The 13,741-nt window shown below is 66.3% G+C and carries 15 protein-coding genes; 10 read left to right on the forward strand and 5 right to left on the reverse strand.

Annotated features, from left to right (window positions below):
- Window positions 1-5 precede the first annotated feature (5 nt).
- Genes KUL97_RS03350 through KUL97_RS03360 form a run of 3 tightly spaced genes read right to left on the reverse strand, consistent with a single transcriptional unit; the run spans window position 6 to window position 3,152 of the window.
- Window positions 6-2,132, reverse strand: coding sequence for a transglycosylase domain-containing protein (locus KUL97_RS03350; protein ID WP_217795579.1), 2,127 nt, complete (start codon window positions 2,130-2,132; stop codon window positions 6-8).
- Window positions 2,113-2,583 (reverse strand): signal peptidase II, encoded by a 471-nt coding sequence (gene lspA, locus KUL97_RS03355; protein ID WP_217795580.1) that lies wholly within the window; start codon window positions 2,581-2,583, stop codon window positions 2,113-2,115. The genes KUL97_RS03350 and lspA overlap by 20 nt, the downstream gene beginning before the upstream one ends.
- Window positions 2,580-3,152 (reverse strand): biotin transporter BioY, encoded by a 573-nt coding sequence (locus KUL97_RS03360; protein WP_368656079.1) that lies wholly within the window; start codon window positions 3,150-3,152, stop codon window positions 2,580-2,582. Before KUL97_RS03360 ends, lspA begins: the two co-directional genes overlap by 4 nt.
- Window positions 3,153-3,216: 64 nt before the next feature.
- Between KUL97_RS03360 and KUL97_RS03365 the strand changes: the two genes are divergently transcribed.
- Window positions 3,217-3,456 carry an NAD(P)H dehydrogenase assembly family protein gene (locus tag KUL97_RS03365; RefSeq protein ID WP_254896161.1) on the forward strand — a complete coding sequence of 80 codons (240 nt, stop codon included), beginning with the start codon at window positions 3,217-3,219 and terminating at the stop codon, window positions 3,454-3,456.
- Between the two features lie 28 nt (window positions 3,457-3,484).
- Here KUL97_RS03365 and KUL97_RS03370 read toward each other — a convergent pair whose 3' ends face one another.
- Entirely contained in the window at window positions 3,485-4,774 is a 1,290-nt protein-coding gene (locus KUL97_RS03370; RefSeq protein ID WP_217795582.1) for a pitrilysin family protein, read from the reverse strand.
- Window positions 4,771-6,027, reverse strand: coding sequence for a pitrilysin family protein (locus tag KUL97_RS03375; protein ID WP_254896162.1), 1,257 nt, complete (start codon window positions 6,025-6,027; stop codon window positions 4,771-4,773). Before KUL97_RS03375 ends, KUL97_RS03370 begins: the two co-directional genes overlap by 4 nt.
- A gap of 77 nt (window positions 6,028-6,104) precedes the next feature.
- Here KUL97_RS03375 and KUL97_RS03380 point away from each other — a divergent pair, with 77 nt between their 5' ends.
- The 9 genes from KUL97_RS03380 (at window position 6,105) to KUL97_RS03420 (ending at window position 13,728) form a co-directional block, all read left to right on the forward strand.
- Window positions 6,105-6,836, forward strand: coding sequence for a phycocyanobilin:ferredoxin oxidoreductase (locus KUL97_RS03380; RefSeq protein WP_217795584.1), 732 nt, complete (start codon window positions 6,105-6,107; stop codon window positions 6,834-6,836).
- Window positions 6,836-7,732: an HlyD family efflux transporter periplasmic adaptor subunit gene (locus KUL97_RS03385; protein ID WP_217795585.1), complete on the forward strand. Its 897-nt coding sequence runs from the start codon at window positions 6,836-6,838 to the stop codon at window positions 7,730-7,732. Before KUL97_RS03380 ends, KUL97_RS03385 begins: the two co-directional genes overlap by 1 nt.
- A gap of 44 nt (window positions 7,733-7,776) precedes the next feature.
- Window positions 7,777-8,946, forward strand: coding sequence for an ABC transporter permease DevC (gene devC / locus KUL97_RS03390; protein WP_217796007.1), 1,170 nt, complete (start codon window positions 7,777-7,779; stop codon window positions 8,944-8,946).
- A 5-nt stretch (window positions 8,947-8,951) separates the two neighbouring features.
- Window positions 8,952-9,662 (forward strand): DevA family ABC transporter ATP-binding protein, encoded by a 711-nt coding sequence (locus KUL97_RS03395; RefSeq protein ID WP_217795586.1) that lies wholly within the window; start codon window positions 8,952-8,954, stop codon window positions 9,660-9,662.
- Between the two features lie 47 nt (window positions 9,663-9,709).
- Complete coding sequence (locus KUL97_RS03400) at window positions 9,710-9,865, forward strand: hypothetical protein (protein ID WP_006171625.1); 156 nt, start codon at window positions 9,710-9,712, stop codon at window positions 9,863-9,865.
- Window positions 9,866-9,950: 85 nt separating this feature from the next.
- Window positions 9,951-10,883 (forward strand): glycosyltransferase family 2 protein, encoded by a 933-nt coding sequence (locus KUL97_RS03405; protein ID WP_217795587.1) that lies wholly within the window; start codon window positions 9,951-9,953, stop codon window positions 10,881-10,883.
- A 127-nt stretch (window positions 10,884-11,010) separates the two neighbouring features.
- On the forward strand, window positions 11,011-11,733 hold the full coding sequence (gene rpsB / locus KUL97_RS03410) for a 30S ribosomal protein S2 (protein ID WP_217795588.1): 723 nt from the start codon (window positions 11,011-11,013) through the stop codon (window positions 11,731-11,733).
- Window positions 11,734-11,869: 136 nt separating this feature from the next.
- Window positions 11,870-12,526 carry a translation elongation factor Ts gene (tsf, locus tag KUL97_RS03415; protein ID WP_217795589.1) on the forward strand — a complete coding sequence of 219 codons (657 nt, stop codon included), beginning with the start codon at window positions 11,870-11,872 and terminating at the stop codon, window positions 12,524-12,526.
- Entirely contained in the window at window positions 12,526-13,728 is a 1,203-nt protein-coding gene (locus KUL97_RS03420; protein WP_217795590.1) for a hypothetical protein, read from the forward strand. The genes tsf and KUL97_RS03420 overlap by 1 nt, the downstream gene beginning before the upstream one ends.
- The last annotated feature ends 13 nt before the right edge of the window (window positions 13,729-13,741 follow it).

Consider the following 13,741-nt stretch of genomic DNA (forward strand, 5'->3'; position numbering starts at 1 on the left):
AGGCCTCAGCGCAAGGTGATGCCGCGTTCGAGGTTGCCTCGACCGGCTGAGCGGATGATCTCGCTCCACAGCTCCGCCGCCAAGGCACTGCTGGCACCGGTGGGGCTGTTGTCGTCGTTGCCGAGCCAGATGCCCATCACCCAGTGGCGGCTGGGTTCGTAGCCGATGAACAACAGATCGCGGCCGTTGTTGGTGGTGCCGGTCTTGCCACCTTCCTCGCCACCAACCCGGGCGGCGCGGCCGGTGCCGGATCGCACCACCTCTCGCAGCATCGCCTGCATCTGGCGTGCATGGGCTTCGCTCAACACGCGCTGACCTGGGCGAAGGCGTTGGGCCTGGCTGGAGCTGCTGCGCTGCGTCTCCCCATCCGTGAGCTGCCGAATCGTGGTGGGGGGATGCCAGACGCCCTGGTTGGCCACGGCGGCGTAGGCGCCGGTGAGTTCCATCAGCCGCACCTCGGCCTGCCCAAGGGCCAGACCTGGCACAGGCTCGAGCGGGGTTGTGATGCCAAGGCGGCGGGCGATGTCGATCACGCGATCCAGCCCGACGCGCCGGGCCAGGCGCAGGGCGGCGGTGTTGCTGGAGCTGGCCAGGGCCTGCTGCAGGCTGAGACTGCCGCCGCAGCTGCTCTTGAAGAGCTGCCCGCCCCATTCCAGGGGCCCGCAGCTCACGCGATCCATGGGCTGAAGACCCAGCTCCAGGGCAGCGAGATAGGGAAACAGCTTGAAGGTGCTGCCCGGTTGGCGCAGCGCCATGCTGGCTCGGTTGTATTGGCTCTGGCTGTAATCGCGCCCGCCGGCGATCGCCAGGATGCCGCCATGGCGGGCGTCGATCACCACCACGGCGCCCTGTTGCGGGCCGGTCTTCGAGCGCAGGAGCCCGTTGAGCCGCCGCTGCACCACCTGTTGCAACAGCGGATCGAGGTAGGTGCTTACGAGGAAGTTGCCCTCTGAGGCCACATCAGCACCGAGCAGTGCCTCGAGGTCGCGCTTCACCTGATCGGTGTAGAAGGGCATCGGTTGGGCCCCTTGCTGCGCCCCTGAACCGCAGGCCTGCGGAGCGAGCTGCAGCGGCTGCCGTCTGGCGCGCCTGGCCTGTTCCCCGCTCAGCCGCCCAGCCTCCACCATCTTCAGCAACACCCGGTTGCGGGAGCTCAAGGCCGCCTGCGGATTGGTGCAGGGATCAAAGCCATTGGGTGAGGGCAACAGGCCAACCAGCAGCGCGGCCTCCTCCAGGCTGAGGGATGCCGCAGGGCGGGCGAAGTAATGGCGGGCGGCATCGTCAAAGCCCCAGCCCACCCCCAGATACACCCGGTTGAGATAGGCCAGCAGCAGATCGCGCTTGCTGTGAATGGCCTCCAGCTGGAGCGCTACCAGCAGCTCACGCCATTTGCGGCCCAGGGTTTCGCCGCGGCCCACCTGCTCGGGATGCAGGCTGCGCGCCAGCTGCTGGGTGAGGGTGCTGCCCCCCTCCAGCACCCGGCCGCCGCTGAGGTTGGTGAGCAGGGCACGGGCGGTGCCGATCGGATCAACGCCCGGATGTCTCCAGAAGCGGTTGTCTTCACTGGCCAGCAGCGCACTGATCAGCGCCGCCGGATAGCCGCCCAGGCTGCGCTGTTCCCGGTGCTGGCTCGATTCCGCGGCCATCAAGGGGCGATTCGCCCCATCAAAGAGCAGCAGGGGCCCCCGGCTGCCCCCCAGCCCTGCCGCCACGGGCACCTGCAGCCTGCCCACCACCAACAAGGCAGCACCTCCAATGGCCACAAGGGCCACTGCTGCACTGCCCCAGTGGCGCAGCCGCTGCCAGGGCCTTTGGCTGGGCTGGGCAAAGCGAAGTTGGGCCGTTCCTCCGGCCTCGCCTGGGACGAGCTGGATGCGATCGCCGTCGCAGAGCAGCAGTTGCTGGATGCGCCGGCCGCGCCACCACAGTCCGTTGGTCGACTGCAGATCACTCAGGATCCACTGCCCAGCCACACATTCGAGCAGGGCGTGTTGCTGGCTCACCCCAGCGGCTGGCAGGCAGATCTCCGCGCCGGGATCACGCCCGATGCGGTAGGCGCCCGGCTGCAGGAGCTTGCGCTGCTCCCCATCGGCGCCGCTGCTCCAGCTCAGTTCAGCGGGCCGGCCGGTCATGGCGACCATCCTGGCGGCGCAACAGATCAATCAGCAGGCACACCACCGCCAGGTTGATGGCGGTGTCCGCCAGGTTGAACACCGGGAACTGAATCGGCACGAACTCCAGAAAATCCACCACGCTCCCCAGCCGCCAGCGATCGATCCCGTTGCCGATAGCTCCCCCCAGCAGCAACCCCAGGCCCAAGCTCTGCCAGCGGCTGAGGGGACCGCTGGTTTGAATCCACACCACCAATCCCAGGGCCACCACGGCACTCACCAGGCCGAGGCCAAAGGCGTTGCCCTCCAACAGGCTGAAGGCGGCGCCGGTGTTGAACACCAGCCGTTGTTGCAGCAGGCCCGGCAGCAGCGGCGCCACACCGTGGCCACTCAGATGCTGCAGGGCCCAGAGCTTGCTGAGTTGATCGCTCAGCACCACCACCAGAGCGGTGAGATACACCGGCCGAATCATGATTCGATCAGCAGCACACGCCGCAGCACCAGGGCCAACAGCGCCACGGCACAACACAACAGCAGCTGGGGGATCAACGGTCCAAAGCTGTAGCTGATCAACAGCTGCGGCAGGGCCCCATTCCAGCGGCCCACCAAGCCGCCCAGGAGCAAATTGGCGAGTCCACACAGTTGCAGCACCAGCAGGCCGAGCATCGCGGCCGCCGTGAGGCTGAGCAGGTTGTCCATCCCGCCCTGCTTCGCCAGCCGGCCCGTGAGCCACGCTGCCGGAAGGAACCCGGCGATGTAGCCGAAGCCGGGATCGAGCAGATAGGTGACACCTCCGCCCGCCTGAAACACCGGCAGTTGAAACAGGCCAAGGCTGATGTAGGCCACCCCCGCCAACATCGCTGAGCGGGCACCGCACACCAGGGCCGTAAGCAGCAGGGCGGGCACCTGCAGGGTGATGGGCAAGGCGATCAAGCTCAAGCCATTGGGGCCGATGCTCGGCAGGGCGGCCTGCACCAAGCTCCCGCACACGATCAGCAACAGTCCGGCGAGGGCACCGCTCCAATTGGTGAGGGCTCGCACGTGTGGGCAGTCGCTGGCCACCATCCTGCAGGAGAGTGGTGGCCTTGCAAGCGTTTGTGTCGTCATGACGGATCCCGCCTCGCCGGCGCTGCCCTTCGCGGTTGGCAGCCGCGTTCGCCTGCGGGAGCAGCCTTCGTTTCTCAAGAGCGCGGATCCGATGCCGATGCTGCGACCACCTGATCTGGTGGATGCCCAGGAGGAGGGCGAGGTGGTGGGCCTGCGGGCCCTGGAGCAACTGGCGGTGCGCTTTCGCCGCGGCACCTTTCTGCTGGAGGCCCGCCAACTCGAGCCTGTCAACGACTGATCCGTTCAGCGCTGGGTGGAGCGGGTGATCAGTGTTGGCCGGAGCTGAGGCTGTGGCGCTGCCATACGGCCTCGGCTTGGGCGATGGCGGTGCGCGGCCCGCAGAGGCTCAGGCTCGGTGCGGTGAGCAGTGTGCGGGCAGCCTCCAGCAGCTGCTCAGGGGTGAGGTCTGCCGCTTCGGCCAGACAGCGATCGGCGAAGTTGAACGGCAGGCCATGGCCCAGCACCAGGGCATGGCGATCGGCCAATTGGCTGCTGGTCTGGCGGCCGAGCGCTTCCTGGCCGCGGAATTTCGCCAGGGCGAGCTCCAGATCCTCCGCCGTGATCGCCTGATCCAGCAGCCGTTGCCACTCCGCAAGCAGTTCGGCGGTGGCCTGGGCGGCACGGTCGCTGCTGGTGGAGAGATGGAAAACGAAGGGGGCGTCGCCCAGCCGGGCTGGGTAGTGCACCCCCACGTCGTAGGCGAGGCCGTGCTCTTCCCGCAGGGCCACAAACAGCCGGCTCGACATGCCCACCCCCAGGTGGCAGTGCAGGAGCCGCAGCGCCAGGGCATGGGCTGCTCCAAGCGGGGTGGTGCTGGCTCCAAGCATCAACACCAGTTGTTCGGTGTCGTCTTCACTGCAGGCCAGCTGTGCCTGCTTCAGCCCCCTCGGCCCAGCCAGACGCTGGGGTTTGATGCAGGGCCAGGCCTCGCCCTCCACACCAGCCAGCAAAAGCTCTTCGGCCTGGGGCGGCAGCTCGCCGGTGAGCACCAGCACCGCTCCCGCCTGGCCGTAGCAGCGGGCCAGCGCTTCGAGCTGCGATCGATCGATCGTTTTCAGATCCTCCTCGACGCCGAGGGCGTCATGGCCGTAGGGGCCATCGCCATAGAGCAAGCCGCGCAGCTGGTCGTGGGCGAGCTGGAACGGATCCTCCTTTTGGCGCTGGAGGGTTTGCAGGTTGAGCTGGCGCTCCAGGTTGATCTGGTCGTCGACCAACCAGGGCCGCCGCACCATCAGCAGCAGCAGCGGCAGCAAGGCTTCGGCATCGCTGCTGGCGCACTTCAGGCTGAGCAACGTGCCGTCTTCCGCGGCTTCACAACGCAGGCCGGCGCCGCAACCTTCCACGAGATCGGCGAGGGCATCGCCACTGAGATCACCGCAACCGCGGCTCAGCACCCCAGCCAGCAGTTGCGCAGCGCCCCGTTGGCCGCGCGGGTCAGCGCTGCTGCCGCCCCGCATCCACAACTTCGCGGAGAGGATGCCCGCTCCCGGGCGCTCCATCAGCCACAACGGGCATCCGCCCGGCAGCACCAGCTGCTGCACCCCGGGAACGCTCATGCCGGCACCGCCTGCAGGCAGAAGGCCCGATCCGGGTGCAGGAGCGGAATCACATCCCGGCTCAACCGTTCGCTGCTCCAGCCCTCGAGCCACTCCAGCGGACGCTGCAGGTTGTGGCGGCGCCCCCACAGCTGGCTGTTGCCCACCATCGCGGCCACGGATCCAGCCACCTCCAGGCTGAAGCGGTAGCCATTGCCCACCAACCGCTTGGCCCGCTGCAGCTCCGCGTCTGAGGGGCTGTTGTCCATCAGCTCGAGCAACACCTGGCGCACCTGCTGCTCCACCGCTGCCAAGTTTTCGGGTTCACACACCGCCTCCAGCAGCACCAGGCAGCCCGACTCGAGCACATTCAGATCGAGATCGATGCTCTCCACCAGCCGTAACCGCTCCCGCAGCTGCTCCACCAGGCGGCTGCGGCGACCTTCCGCCAGCAGTGTGGTGATCAGGTCTCCGCCCATCACGCTGTCTTGATCGGCGGCACCGGGCAGCTGCCAGGCCATCAGCAGCCGAGCCGCCTCCAGCCGCGCCAACGCCATCCGGTGCCGGCCCGGCTGCAAGTGCAGTGGGGCCAACTGGCCCGGCGTTTCAGCTGGAGCCAGAGCCGCCAGGGGCGATTGCCTCAACTGCGCGTCGAGCTGCAGGCCCGCCAGCGGTCCGGCCAGCGAGAGGCAGCAGCGATCGGCGCGGTAGTGACGCCGGTGGAAAGCGGCCATCGCCTCGGGGCTGTGGGCCTCCAGGGCCTCGCGCCGCCCCAGGATCGGCAGGCCATAGGCGTGGCCACCACAGGCCTGGCGCAGCAGCTCCTGGAATGCCACCTCCTCCGGTTGGTCTTCGCTCTGGGCGAGCTCCTCCAGCACCACCTGGCGCTCCATCGCAAAGTCGTCCGCATCCAGCCGCGGCTGCAGCACCAGATCGAGCAGCAGCTCGAGGGCCTGGGGTGCTGCCGCCGGCGGGATCAGCACGTGATAGTGCACGTCGTCGAAGCCGGTGGCGGCATTGCTGTTGCCCCCCAGGGCTTCCACCTTGAGATCAAATTCACCGGCTTCCAGCTGCTGGCTGCCTTTGAACACCATGTGTTCGAGAAAGTGCGCCAGGCCTGATTCGGCATTGGTTTCCCAGGCGCTGCCAGCGCGGCACCACAGATCGAGGCACACCACCGGTGCCTGCGGGAGCTCGATCTGCACCACGCTCACGCCGTTGTCGAGTTGGTGGCGCCGCGGGTCCGGCAGGGGCGGGGTCGAGGGACCGGGCAACGCGGGCAACGGATCAGGCACGGTGTCTGAACGTTCATTCTGCTGGCAGGATCGGCAGCCTGTCCGCCCGGAAGCCCATGAGTTCAGCTGCTTTGGGAATCCATCCGTTGGTGGACGCGCTCGCCGAGCAGATCCGCAGCAGCTGGGATCAGCTGCCGGCCTTGCAGCCGTTGGCGGTGGATCCCGAGCTCGAGGCGATCAGCGGCAGCCTCGACGGCGAGGCACTGTTCATTCGCAATGAGCTGCGTCAGTGCCAGGGGTTGCGCAAACTCCACCTGGAGACAGCCCGTCTGGGGGCAGGCCTGCAGATCCTGCACTGCGTGTATTTCCCTGATCCCCGCTACGACCTGCCGGTGTTCGGGGCCGACATCGTGGCCGGACGGGGTGTGGTGTCGGCCGCGATCGTGGATCTCTCACCGGTGAGCGGTGAGTTGCCGGAGGCCGTGGCCCAGGGGCTGGCTGCGCTGCCAGAGCGATCCTTCAGCCAGGAGCGGGAGCTGCCGGAGTGGGGCTCGATTTTCTCGCCCTACGTGCGGTTCGTGCGGCCTGCAGATGCTGCCGAGGAGCAGCAGTTCATTGGTGTTGTGGGCGACTTTTTGCAGGTGCTCGGTGCGGCCTGCCAAGCCGCTGAACCGCAGCCGATCGACCACCCGGATACCGTGAAGCGGCACGACGGTCAGCTCTCGTATTGCCGGCAGCAGAAGCGAAACGACAAGACCAGACGCGTGCTGGAGAAGGCGTTCAATCCGGCCTGGGCCGATCGTTACATCGAGGAGCTGCTCTTCGACGATCCCCTGCCGCTGGGCTGATGCGTCGTCCTTGGCTTGTCGCTGGCGGAGCGCTCCTGCTGGTGCTGTTGGCTGTGGCGGTGAGTCGCCGCAGCACGCCTCAGCCACCGGCGCCAGCGCCAGCTGCTGTGAGTGCACCGCGCCTGGAGGCGGTGTCGGCTTTGGGCACCTTGCAGCCCGCTGGCGATGTGCGCCGCCTCGCCGCTCCTTCGAGTGCCATGGGGGGTAGCCCGCGCCTGCTGAGCCTCGAGGTGCAGGAAGGGCAGCGCGTGAAGCAGGGTCAACTGTTGGCCACCTTCGATAACCGGCCCAAGCTCAACGCTGACCTTGCGGCGCTGCAGGCCCGAATTAGCAGCCTTCAGGTGCAGATCCGCATGCAAACCCGTGAGGTGGAGCGCTACCAAAGCGCCGCTAGCTCTGGAGCTGCGGCGATGGTGCTGCTGGAAGAAAAGAAAGACGAGCTGGTGAAGCTGCAAGGCGAGCTGCGGCAAGCGCAGGCCCAGCGCCAGGGTGTGCAGGTGGATCTGGCCGATAGCGAGCTGCGGGCGCCGCTGGCTGGAACCGTGCTCAAGATTCACAGCCGCGCCGGCGAACGCCCCGGTACTGACGGTGTGCTCGAGCTCGGTGCCGGCGATCAGATGGAAGCGGTGGCGGAGGTGTATGAGAGCGACATCAACCGCGTGAAGCTCGGCCAGACCGTGATCCTCGTGAGCGAAAACGGTGGGTTCAGCGGTTCCCTAAAAGCCCGCGTGATTCGCATCTCACCCCAGGTGCGCCAGCGGGCGGTGCTCTCCACCGACCCCACCGGTGATGCGGATGCCCGCGTGGTGGAGGTGCGTTTGGCCCTCGATCCCGCGGCTGCCCGTCAGGTGAAGGATCTGGCTGGGTTGAAGGTGATCGCGCGCTTCACCCCGTGAGCCCCGGGCCCGTGCGTCTTCAGCCCCAATCGCTGCAGCGCTGGCTGGCGGGTCTCTGGCAGAGCCGCCGCATTCCGCTGTCGTTGCTGCTGCTCACCCGCCAGCCGGTGCGGTTGGCTGTGGCCCTGGCGGGGATCAGCTTCGCCGGGATCTTGATGTTTATGCAGCTGGGATTCCGTGATGGCCTCTTCGATGCCAGCGTCACGATCCACCGGCTGTTTGATGCCGATCTGGTGTTGATCAGTCCACGCTCCACCAGCTCGGTGAGCATGGCGGGCTTTCCCAAGCGGCGCCTCGTGCAGGCCATGGCCGCCCCTGAAGTGGCGGGCATCACGCCGGTGCACTGGAATCTGCTGCTCTGGCGCAACCCTGAAACCAGGGGCACGCGCTCGATCCTCACCCTGGGGTTTGAACCCAACGACCCCCTGTTCACCGATCCGAGCCTGGCGCCGAAGGCGCGCCTGCTCACCCAGAAGGGCAGGGTGCTGTTTGATGAACAATCGCGCCCGGAGTTTGGGCCCGTGGCGCCCTGGTTCAAAAGCGGCCGCACGGTGGAGAGTGAAATCGCCGGTAAGCGAGTGCGCGTGGCCGGTCTGGTGGGCCTGGGCACCTCCTTTGGCGCGGATGGCAACCTGCTCACCAGCTCCGAAACCTTCCTCGAGCTGCTGCCCAACACGCCCCCCGGCAGCATTGAAGTGGGTTTGATTCGCCTCAAGCCCGGCAGTGATCCTGCGGCCGTGGCCCAGCGCCTCCAGGCTCAGCTGCCCTCGGATGTGACGGTGCTCACCAAGCAGGGATTCATTGATTTCGAGCAGAACTACTGGCGCACCAGCACCTCGATCGGCTTCATCTTCACCTTGGGGGCCGCCATGGGCTTCGTGGTGGGCTGCGTGATCGTGTATCAGGTGCTCTATTCCGATGTGAGTGATCACCTGCCGGAATACGCCACCTTGATGGCGATGGGCTACAAGCTGGTCAGCCTGTTGGGGGTCGTGGCCCGTGAGGGCTTACTGCTGGCGGCGTTTGGCTATCTGCCGGCCTATGCGGCGGGCCAGGGCTTGTATCTGTTGGTGCGCAGCGCCACGCAACTGCCGGTGTTTATGGATACCACCCGCGCCGTGACCGTGTTCACCATGATCCTGGTGATGTGCATGGCCTCCGCTGGCCTAGCCATGCGCCGCCTGGCGGACGCCGATCCCGCCGAGATCTTCTGAACACCATGGCTCAGACGGCTGCGATCGACCTGCACGACCTCTGCCATTGGTATGGCAGTGGCAGCATGCGGCGCCAGGTGCTGCAGGGGGTGAACCTTCGCGTGGCCCCTGGAGAGGTGGTGCTGCTCACCGGCCCCTCGGGCTGCGGCAAAACCACCCTGCTCACCCTGGTGGGGGCCCTGCGCCAGGTGCAGGAGGGATCGGTGCGGGTTCTGGGTCAGGAGCTCAACGGTGCTGGCCGCCGCGAACGCCAACTCCTGCGCCGATCCATCGGCATGATTTTCCAGGGCCACAATCTGTTGCGTTGCCTCACAGCCGAACAAAACGTGCAGATGGGCTCCGACCTGCTGCCAGCTCTCAGTTACCGCGCGCGTCGCGATCAGGCGCGGGAGTGGTTGCGGGCGGTGGGTTTGGGGGATCAGCTCAACAAGTTGCCCCACGATCTCTCTGGCGGCCAGAAGCAACGGGTGGCGATTGCCCGTGCCCTTGCCGCGCATCCGCGGCTGTTGCTGGCGGATGAACCCACCGCAGCGCTGGATTCGAAGACGGGCCGCGAGGTGGTGGAACTGTTGCAACGCTTGGCCCGGGAGCAGGGCTGTGCGGTGCTGATGGTGACCCACGATCCGCGCATCCTCGATATCGCTGATCGCTTGGTGCGGATGGAAGACGGCCAGCTCAGCGAAGCGGACGTTCCCGGTTTGGTGACCAGCGGCTGAACGTCATTCAGTAGGGTGGGGCTTAACCCCAAGTTCCAGCCGTCTCGATGGCCAAACGCCGCAACCTCAAGAAAGAAAAGCAGGAGCGCAACCGCGCCTACGCCCGCAAGTTCAAGAAGCGCAAGCTCCGCAACGATGGCCGCGGTGAAGGTGCTGGCAACGGCGTGACCGGTACCGCCAACAACGGTGGCGCTGCCGACTGATCGGCACTCCTCCATGCATCACCTAGGGGATCCCGCGGGATCCCCTTTTTTGTCCCTGCGTTCACCGTTGGCCATCCCCTGAGCCATGTTCCTCAGCGTCGTCATCCCCACCTACAACCGGCTGCCGATCCTGGAGAAATGCCTGCGGGCCCTCGAGCAGCAGCGGCTGGAGGCGCCGATCAGCGCCTACGAGGTGGTGGTGGTTGACGATGGCTCCACCGATGACACGGTGAACTGGCTGCTGCGCAACGGCCACGCGTTTCCGCACGTGCGCCTGGTGCAGCAGGACCATGGCGGCCCGGCTGAAGGTCGCAACCGGGGGGTGGATCACGCCCGCGGTGATGTGATCGTGTTCATCGACAGTGACCTGGTGGTCACCGACAGCTTTCTGATCAGCCACGCGCGCCGGCTGGAGCAAACCTGGCAGCAGCGCGGCGATCGGCTTTGCTTCACCTACGGCGCGGTGATCAACACCGCCAATTTCAACGAGCCCACGGCCGAACCCCACAAGCTCAGCGATCTCTCCTGGGCCTATTTCGCCACCGGCAACGTGGCGATCGATCGTGAGGTGCTGGAGCGCAGCGGTTTGTTTGATACTCGCTTCCGCCTCTATGGCTGGGAGGACCTGGAGCTGGGTGAGCGGCTTCGGCGGATGGGTGTGGTGCTGGTGCGCTGCCCGGACGCCGTGGGGTATCACTGGCATCCACCCTTGAGCCTGGAGCAGGTGCCTCGCCTGATTGCGGTGGAAGGTGAGCGGGCCAAGATGGGCCTGGTGTTTTACCGGAAGCACCCCACGCGTCGGGTGCGCTTCATCATTCAGTTCACCCTGTTGCATCGGCTCCTGTGGGAGCTGCTCACCCTCGGTGGCCTGCTCAATGAGCGCAGCCTTCGGCCACTGCTGGCTTGGTTGATTCGCCGCGGGCGGCCTGGCTTGGCCATGGAGCTGTTGCGGCTTCCCCTCAACCGCATCGGTGTGCGGGCGCTGTATCGGGAGGCCAGAGCGGAAGGTCTGGCCTGAGCGAAGGCCTGGCCTCACTGCCATTTGGTAGGGTCGTCGGGTTCTTTCAAACCGCACACCTGCACGTTTCGGGTGACCCGCTCGCGGAGTCCCTGGCAGGTGGAGGCGAACCCGAAACCCTCAACTCATGGCTGTTGTCACTCTCGCCGAAATGATGGAGGCGGGTGCCCACTTTGGGCACCAAACCCGCCGCTGGAACCCCAAGATGTCGCGCTACATCTACTGCGCGCGCAACGGTGTTCACATCATCGACCTCGTGCAGACCGCCGTCTGCATGAACAACGCCTACAAGTGGGTGCGCAGTGCTGCACGCAGCGGCAAGCGCTTCCTGTTTGTGGGCACCAAGAAGCAGGCCTCCGAGGTGATTGCCCTCGAAGCCACCCGCTGCGGTGCGTCCTACGTGAACCAGCGTTGGCTGGGCGGCATGCTCACCAACTGGACCACGATGCGCGCCCGCATCGACCGCCTCAAGGACCTGGAGCGCATGGAGTCCTCCGGTGCCATCGCGATGCGTCCGAAGAAGGAAGCCGCTGTGCTGCGCCGTGAGCTTGAGCGCCTGCAGAAGTATCTGGGCGGTCTCAAGAACATGCGTCGTCTGCCCGACGTGGTGGTGCTGGTGGATCAGCGCCGCGAAACCAACGCCGTGCTCGAAGCCCGCAAGCTCGACATCCCCCTGGTGTCGATGCTCGACACCAACTGCGATCCCGACCTCTGCGACGTGCCCATCCCCTGCAACGACGACGCTGTGCGTTCGGTGCAACTGGTGCTTGGCCGCCTCGCCGATGCCATCAACGAAGGTCGCCATGGCGCTAACGACCAGCGCGGCGGCTACGACGACGAGGAAGGCTGAACACCAGCCCGTCAGGTGGCAGGGCTGAGAAGCTCTCGCCTGACGCCCTCACCCCTTGCGGCACTGGAGCTTCCCTGAGGGGGAGCTCCTGACTGTTTGAGCCCAGCATTTTTTCCCTCCTTTCCCCTTCCGATCCATGGCTGAGATCTCCGCCAAGCTCGTTAAAGAACTGCGCGACGTCACCGGCGCCGGCATGATGGACTGCAAGAAGGCGCTTGCAGAAACCAACGGCGACAAGGAGAAAGCCGTTGAGTGGCTCCGCCAGAAGGGCATCGCCTCCGCCGAGAAGAAGTCGGGCCGCACCGCCGCTGAAGGTGCCATCGGCAGCTACATCCACACCGGCGCCCGCGTGGGTGTGCTGGTGGAAGTGAACTGCGAAACCGACTTCGTGGCACGCGGCGAGATCTTCCAGGAGCTGATCCGCAATGTGGCCATGCAGATCGCTGCTTGCCCCAGCGTTGATTTCGTGAAGGTCGACGACATCCCCGCTGAGGTGGCCGAGCGCGAGAAGCAGATCGAGATGGGTCGCGACGACCTCGCCGGCAAGAAGGAAGAGATGAAGGAGAAGATCGTGGCCGGCCGGATCGGCAAGCGCCTCAAGGAAATGGCTCTGCTCGATCAGGCCTACATCAAAGACAGCACCATGACCGTGGAGGAAATGGTGAAGCAGGTGGCCGGCAAGGTGGGTGAAAACATCCAGGTGCGCCGCTTCGTGCGTTTCACCCTGGGTGAAGGCATCGAAGTGGAGAAGATGGACTTCGCCGCAGAAGTGGCGGCCATGCAGGCTGCCTGATGCGCGACGAGGCGCAGCGCCAGATCAACCTCCTCCTGCAGCAGCAGGAGGAGCTGGCACCTGAGCTCTATCGCGACCTGGCCCTGTATCTGCAGGTGCTTCGAGAGGGCCTGCTGCACGCCGTGCAGCAGGCCTGTTTTCATCTGGCCACCCAGGTGGTTCCAGAGCGCTACAACGCACTGCCTGCCGAACGTCGTCAGGCCTTTCAGCAGCGGCTCCAGGAGCTGGTGCAGCGCACCAGCACGCTGCTCACCATCGAGCAGGTGATGGGCCTGGCGGCGCAGCAACAGCGCCGGGACCACCGCCGGCAACGGGTGCAGCAGCAGCGCCTGCTCGACGCTTTTCTCAATGGCGAAGGCGCTGATGCGCCGAGCAGCAGCCAACCGTCCGAAACCGACCCGGCCAGCGCCCGTTCGAGCGGTTCCGTGTCGGGCGGTTCCGTGCATCTGAGCCTTGATCTGCCGGTGTCGGCCGATCTGTTCGACCGGGGGCTTCCGGGTTTACCCAGACCGCAAGCCGCCGCGGATCAGCCCGATGGCGAGCAGCCCTCAGCGGATCAACCCAGCTCGGAGCAGGAGCTGTTGCAGTCGCTGTTTCAGATGGCGGCCGAGGGATTGCAACTGGCGAGCTCGGAGGAGCCGGAGCCTTCATCAGAGCCGGATTCGGCGGCGTCGGAGGACGCCACCACGCTTTTGGCCGCTCCGCCCGATCTGGATCCGCGCGTCACCGCATCCACCTTGCCGCGCGACCCCGTGTTGCAACTGCGTTGGTGGACCCATTTCGATCGGGCGTTGCGCCGCCGGCTCCGCAACCTCTCCCATGCCGTGAATGTGGAGATGTTGCGCCTGGGGCTGGCCCAGGGCCTGCTGCCGATGAACCTGCTCGATGCCGTGCTCGATGGCCAGGTGGAGGCCCTGCCGGCTCCAGCCAACCTGCTGCGCTTGCCCCTGCCCCTGGGCCAGGTGCTCGGACCCAATGCCCCCAGCGAAGTGCTGACCCTGCTGCTGCGCAGCTCAGACCTCGAATACGAGCAGCCGCGGCTCCGCACCTGCCGCAAGCGGCTGGAGCAGCGTCGCCGCGCATTGCGCACAATGGCCAAGCGCTACCGCAGTTGGCAGCGCCGCCTGAGCGCTCTTGAGGCTGAAGATCAGTGGTTTCAGGACCATGCCCACAACCTGACACCGGCGGCGGATCAGTCCTGAGCCTCCCTGCCTG

This window comes from Synechococcus sp. HK05, assembly GCF_019104765.1.
Lineage (GTDB): Bacteria > Cyanobacteriota > Cyanobacteriia > PCC-6307 > Cyanobiaceae > Vulcanococcus.

What these genes read in the sequence shown, in the direction of transcription:
- KUL97_RS03350 (WP_217795579.1), bottom strand. Translation starts at nt 2,132, where the DNA reads ATGACCGGCCGGCCCGCTGAACTGAGCTGGAGCAGCGGCGCCGATGGG.
- lspA (WP_217795580.1), bottom strand. Translation starts at nt 2,583, where the DNA reads ATGATTCGGCCGGTGTATCTCACCGCTCTGGTGGTGGTGCTGAGCGAT.
- KUL97_RS03365 (WP_254896161.1), top strand. Translation starts at nt 3,217, where the DNA reads ATGACGGATCCCGCCTCGCCGGCGCTGCCCTTCGCGGTTGGCAGCCGC.
- KUL97_RS03370 (WP_217795582.1), bottom strand. Translation starts at nt 4,774, where the DNA reads ATGAGCGTTCCCGGGGTGCAGCAGCTGGTGCTGCCGGGCGGATGCCCG.
- KUL97_RS03380 (WP_217795584.1), top strand. Translation starts at nt 6,105, where the DNA reads ATGAGTTCAGCTGCTTTGGGAATCCATCCGTTGGTGGACGCGCTCGCC.
- KUL97_RS03385 (WP_217795585.1), top strand. Translation starts at nt 6,836, where the DNA reads ATGCGTCGTCCTTGGCTTGTCGCTGGCGGAGCGCTCCTGCTGGTGCTG.
- KUL97_RS03395 (WP_217795586.1), top strand. Translation starts at nt 8,952, where the DNA reads ATGGCTCAGACGGCTGCGATCGACCTGCACGACCTCTGCCATTGGTAT.
- KUL97_RS03400 (WP_006171625.1), top strand. Translation starts at nt 9,710, where the DNA reads ATGGCCAAACGCCGCAACCTCAAGAAAGAAAAGCAGGAGCGCAACCGC.
- KUL97_RS03405 (WP_217795587.1), top strand. Translation starts at nt 9,951, where the DNA reads ATGTTCCTCAGCGTCGTCATCCCCACCTACAACCGGCTGCCGATCCTG.
- rpsB (WP_217795588.1), top strand. Translation starts at nt 11,011, where the DNA reads ATGGCTGTTGTCACTCTCGCCGAAATGATGGAGGCGGGTGCCCACTTT.
- tsf (WP_217795589.1), top strand. Translation starts at nt 11,870, where the DNA reads ATGGCTGAGATCTCCGCCAAGCTCGTTAAAGAACTGCGCGACGTCACC.
- KUL97_RS03420 (WP_217795590.1), top strand. Translation starts at nt 12,526, where the DNA reads ATGCGCGACGAGGCGCAGCGCCAGATCAACCTCCTCCTGCAGCAGCAG.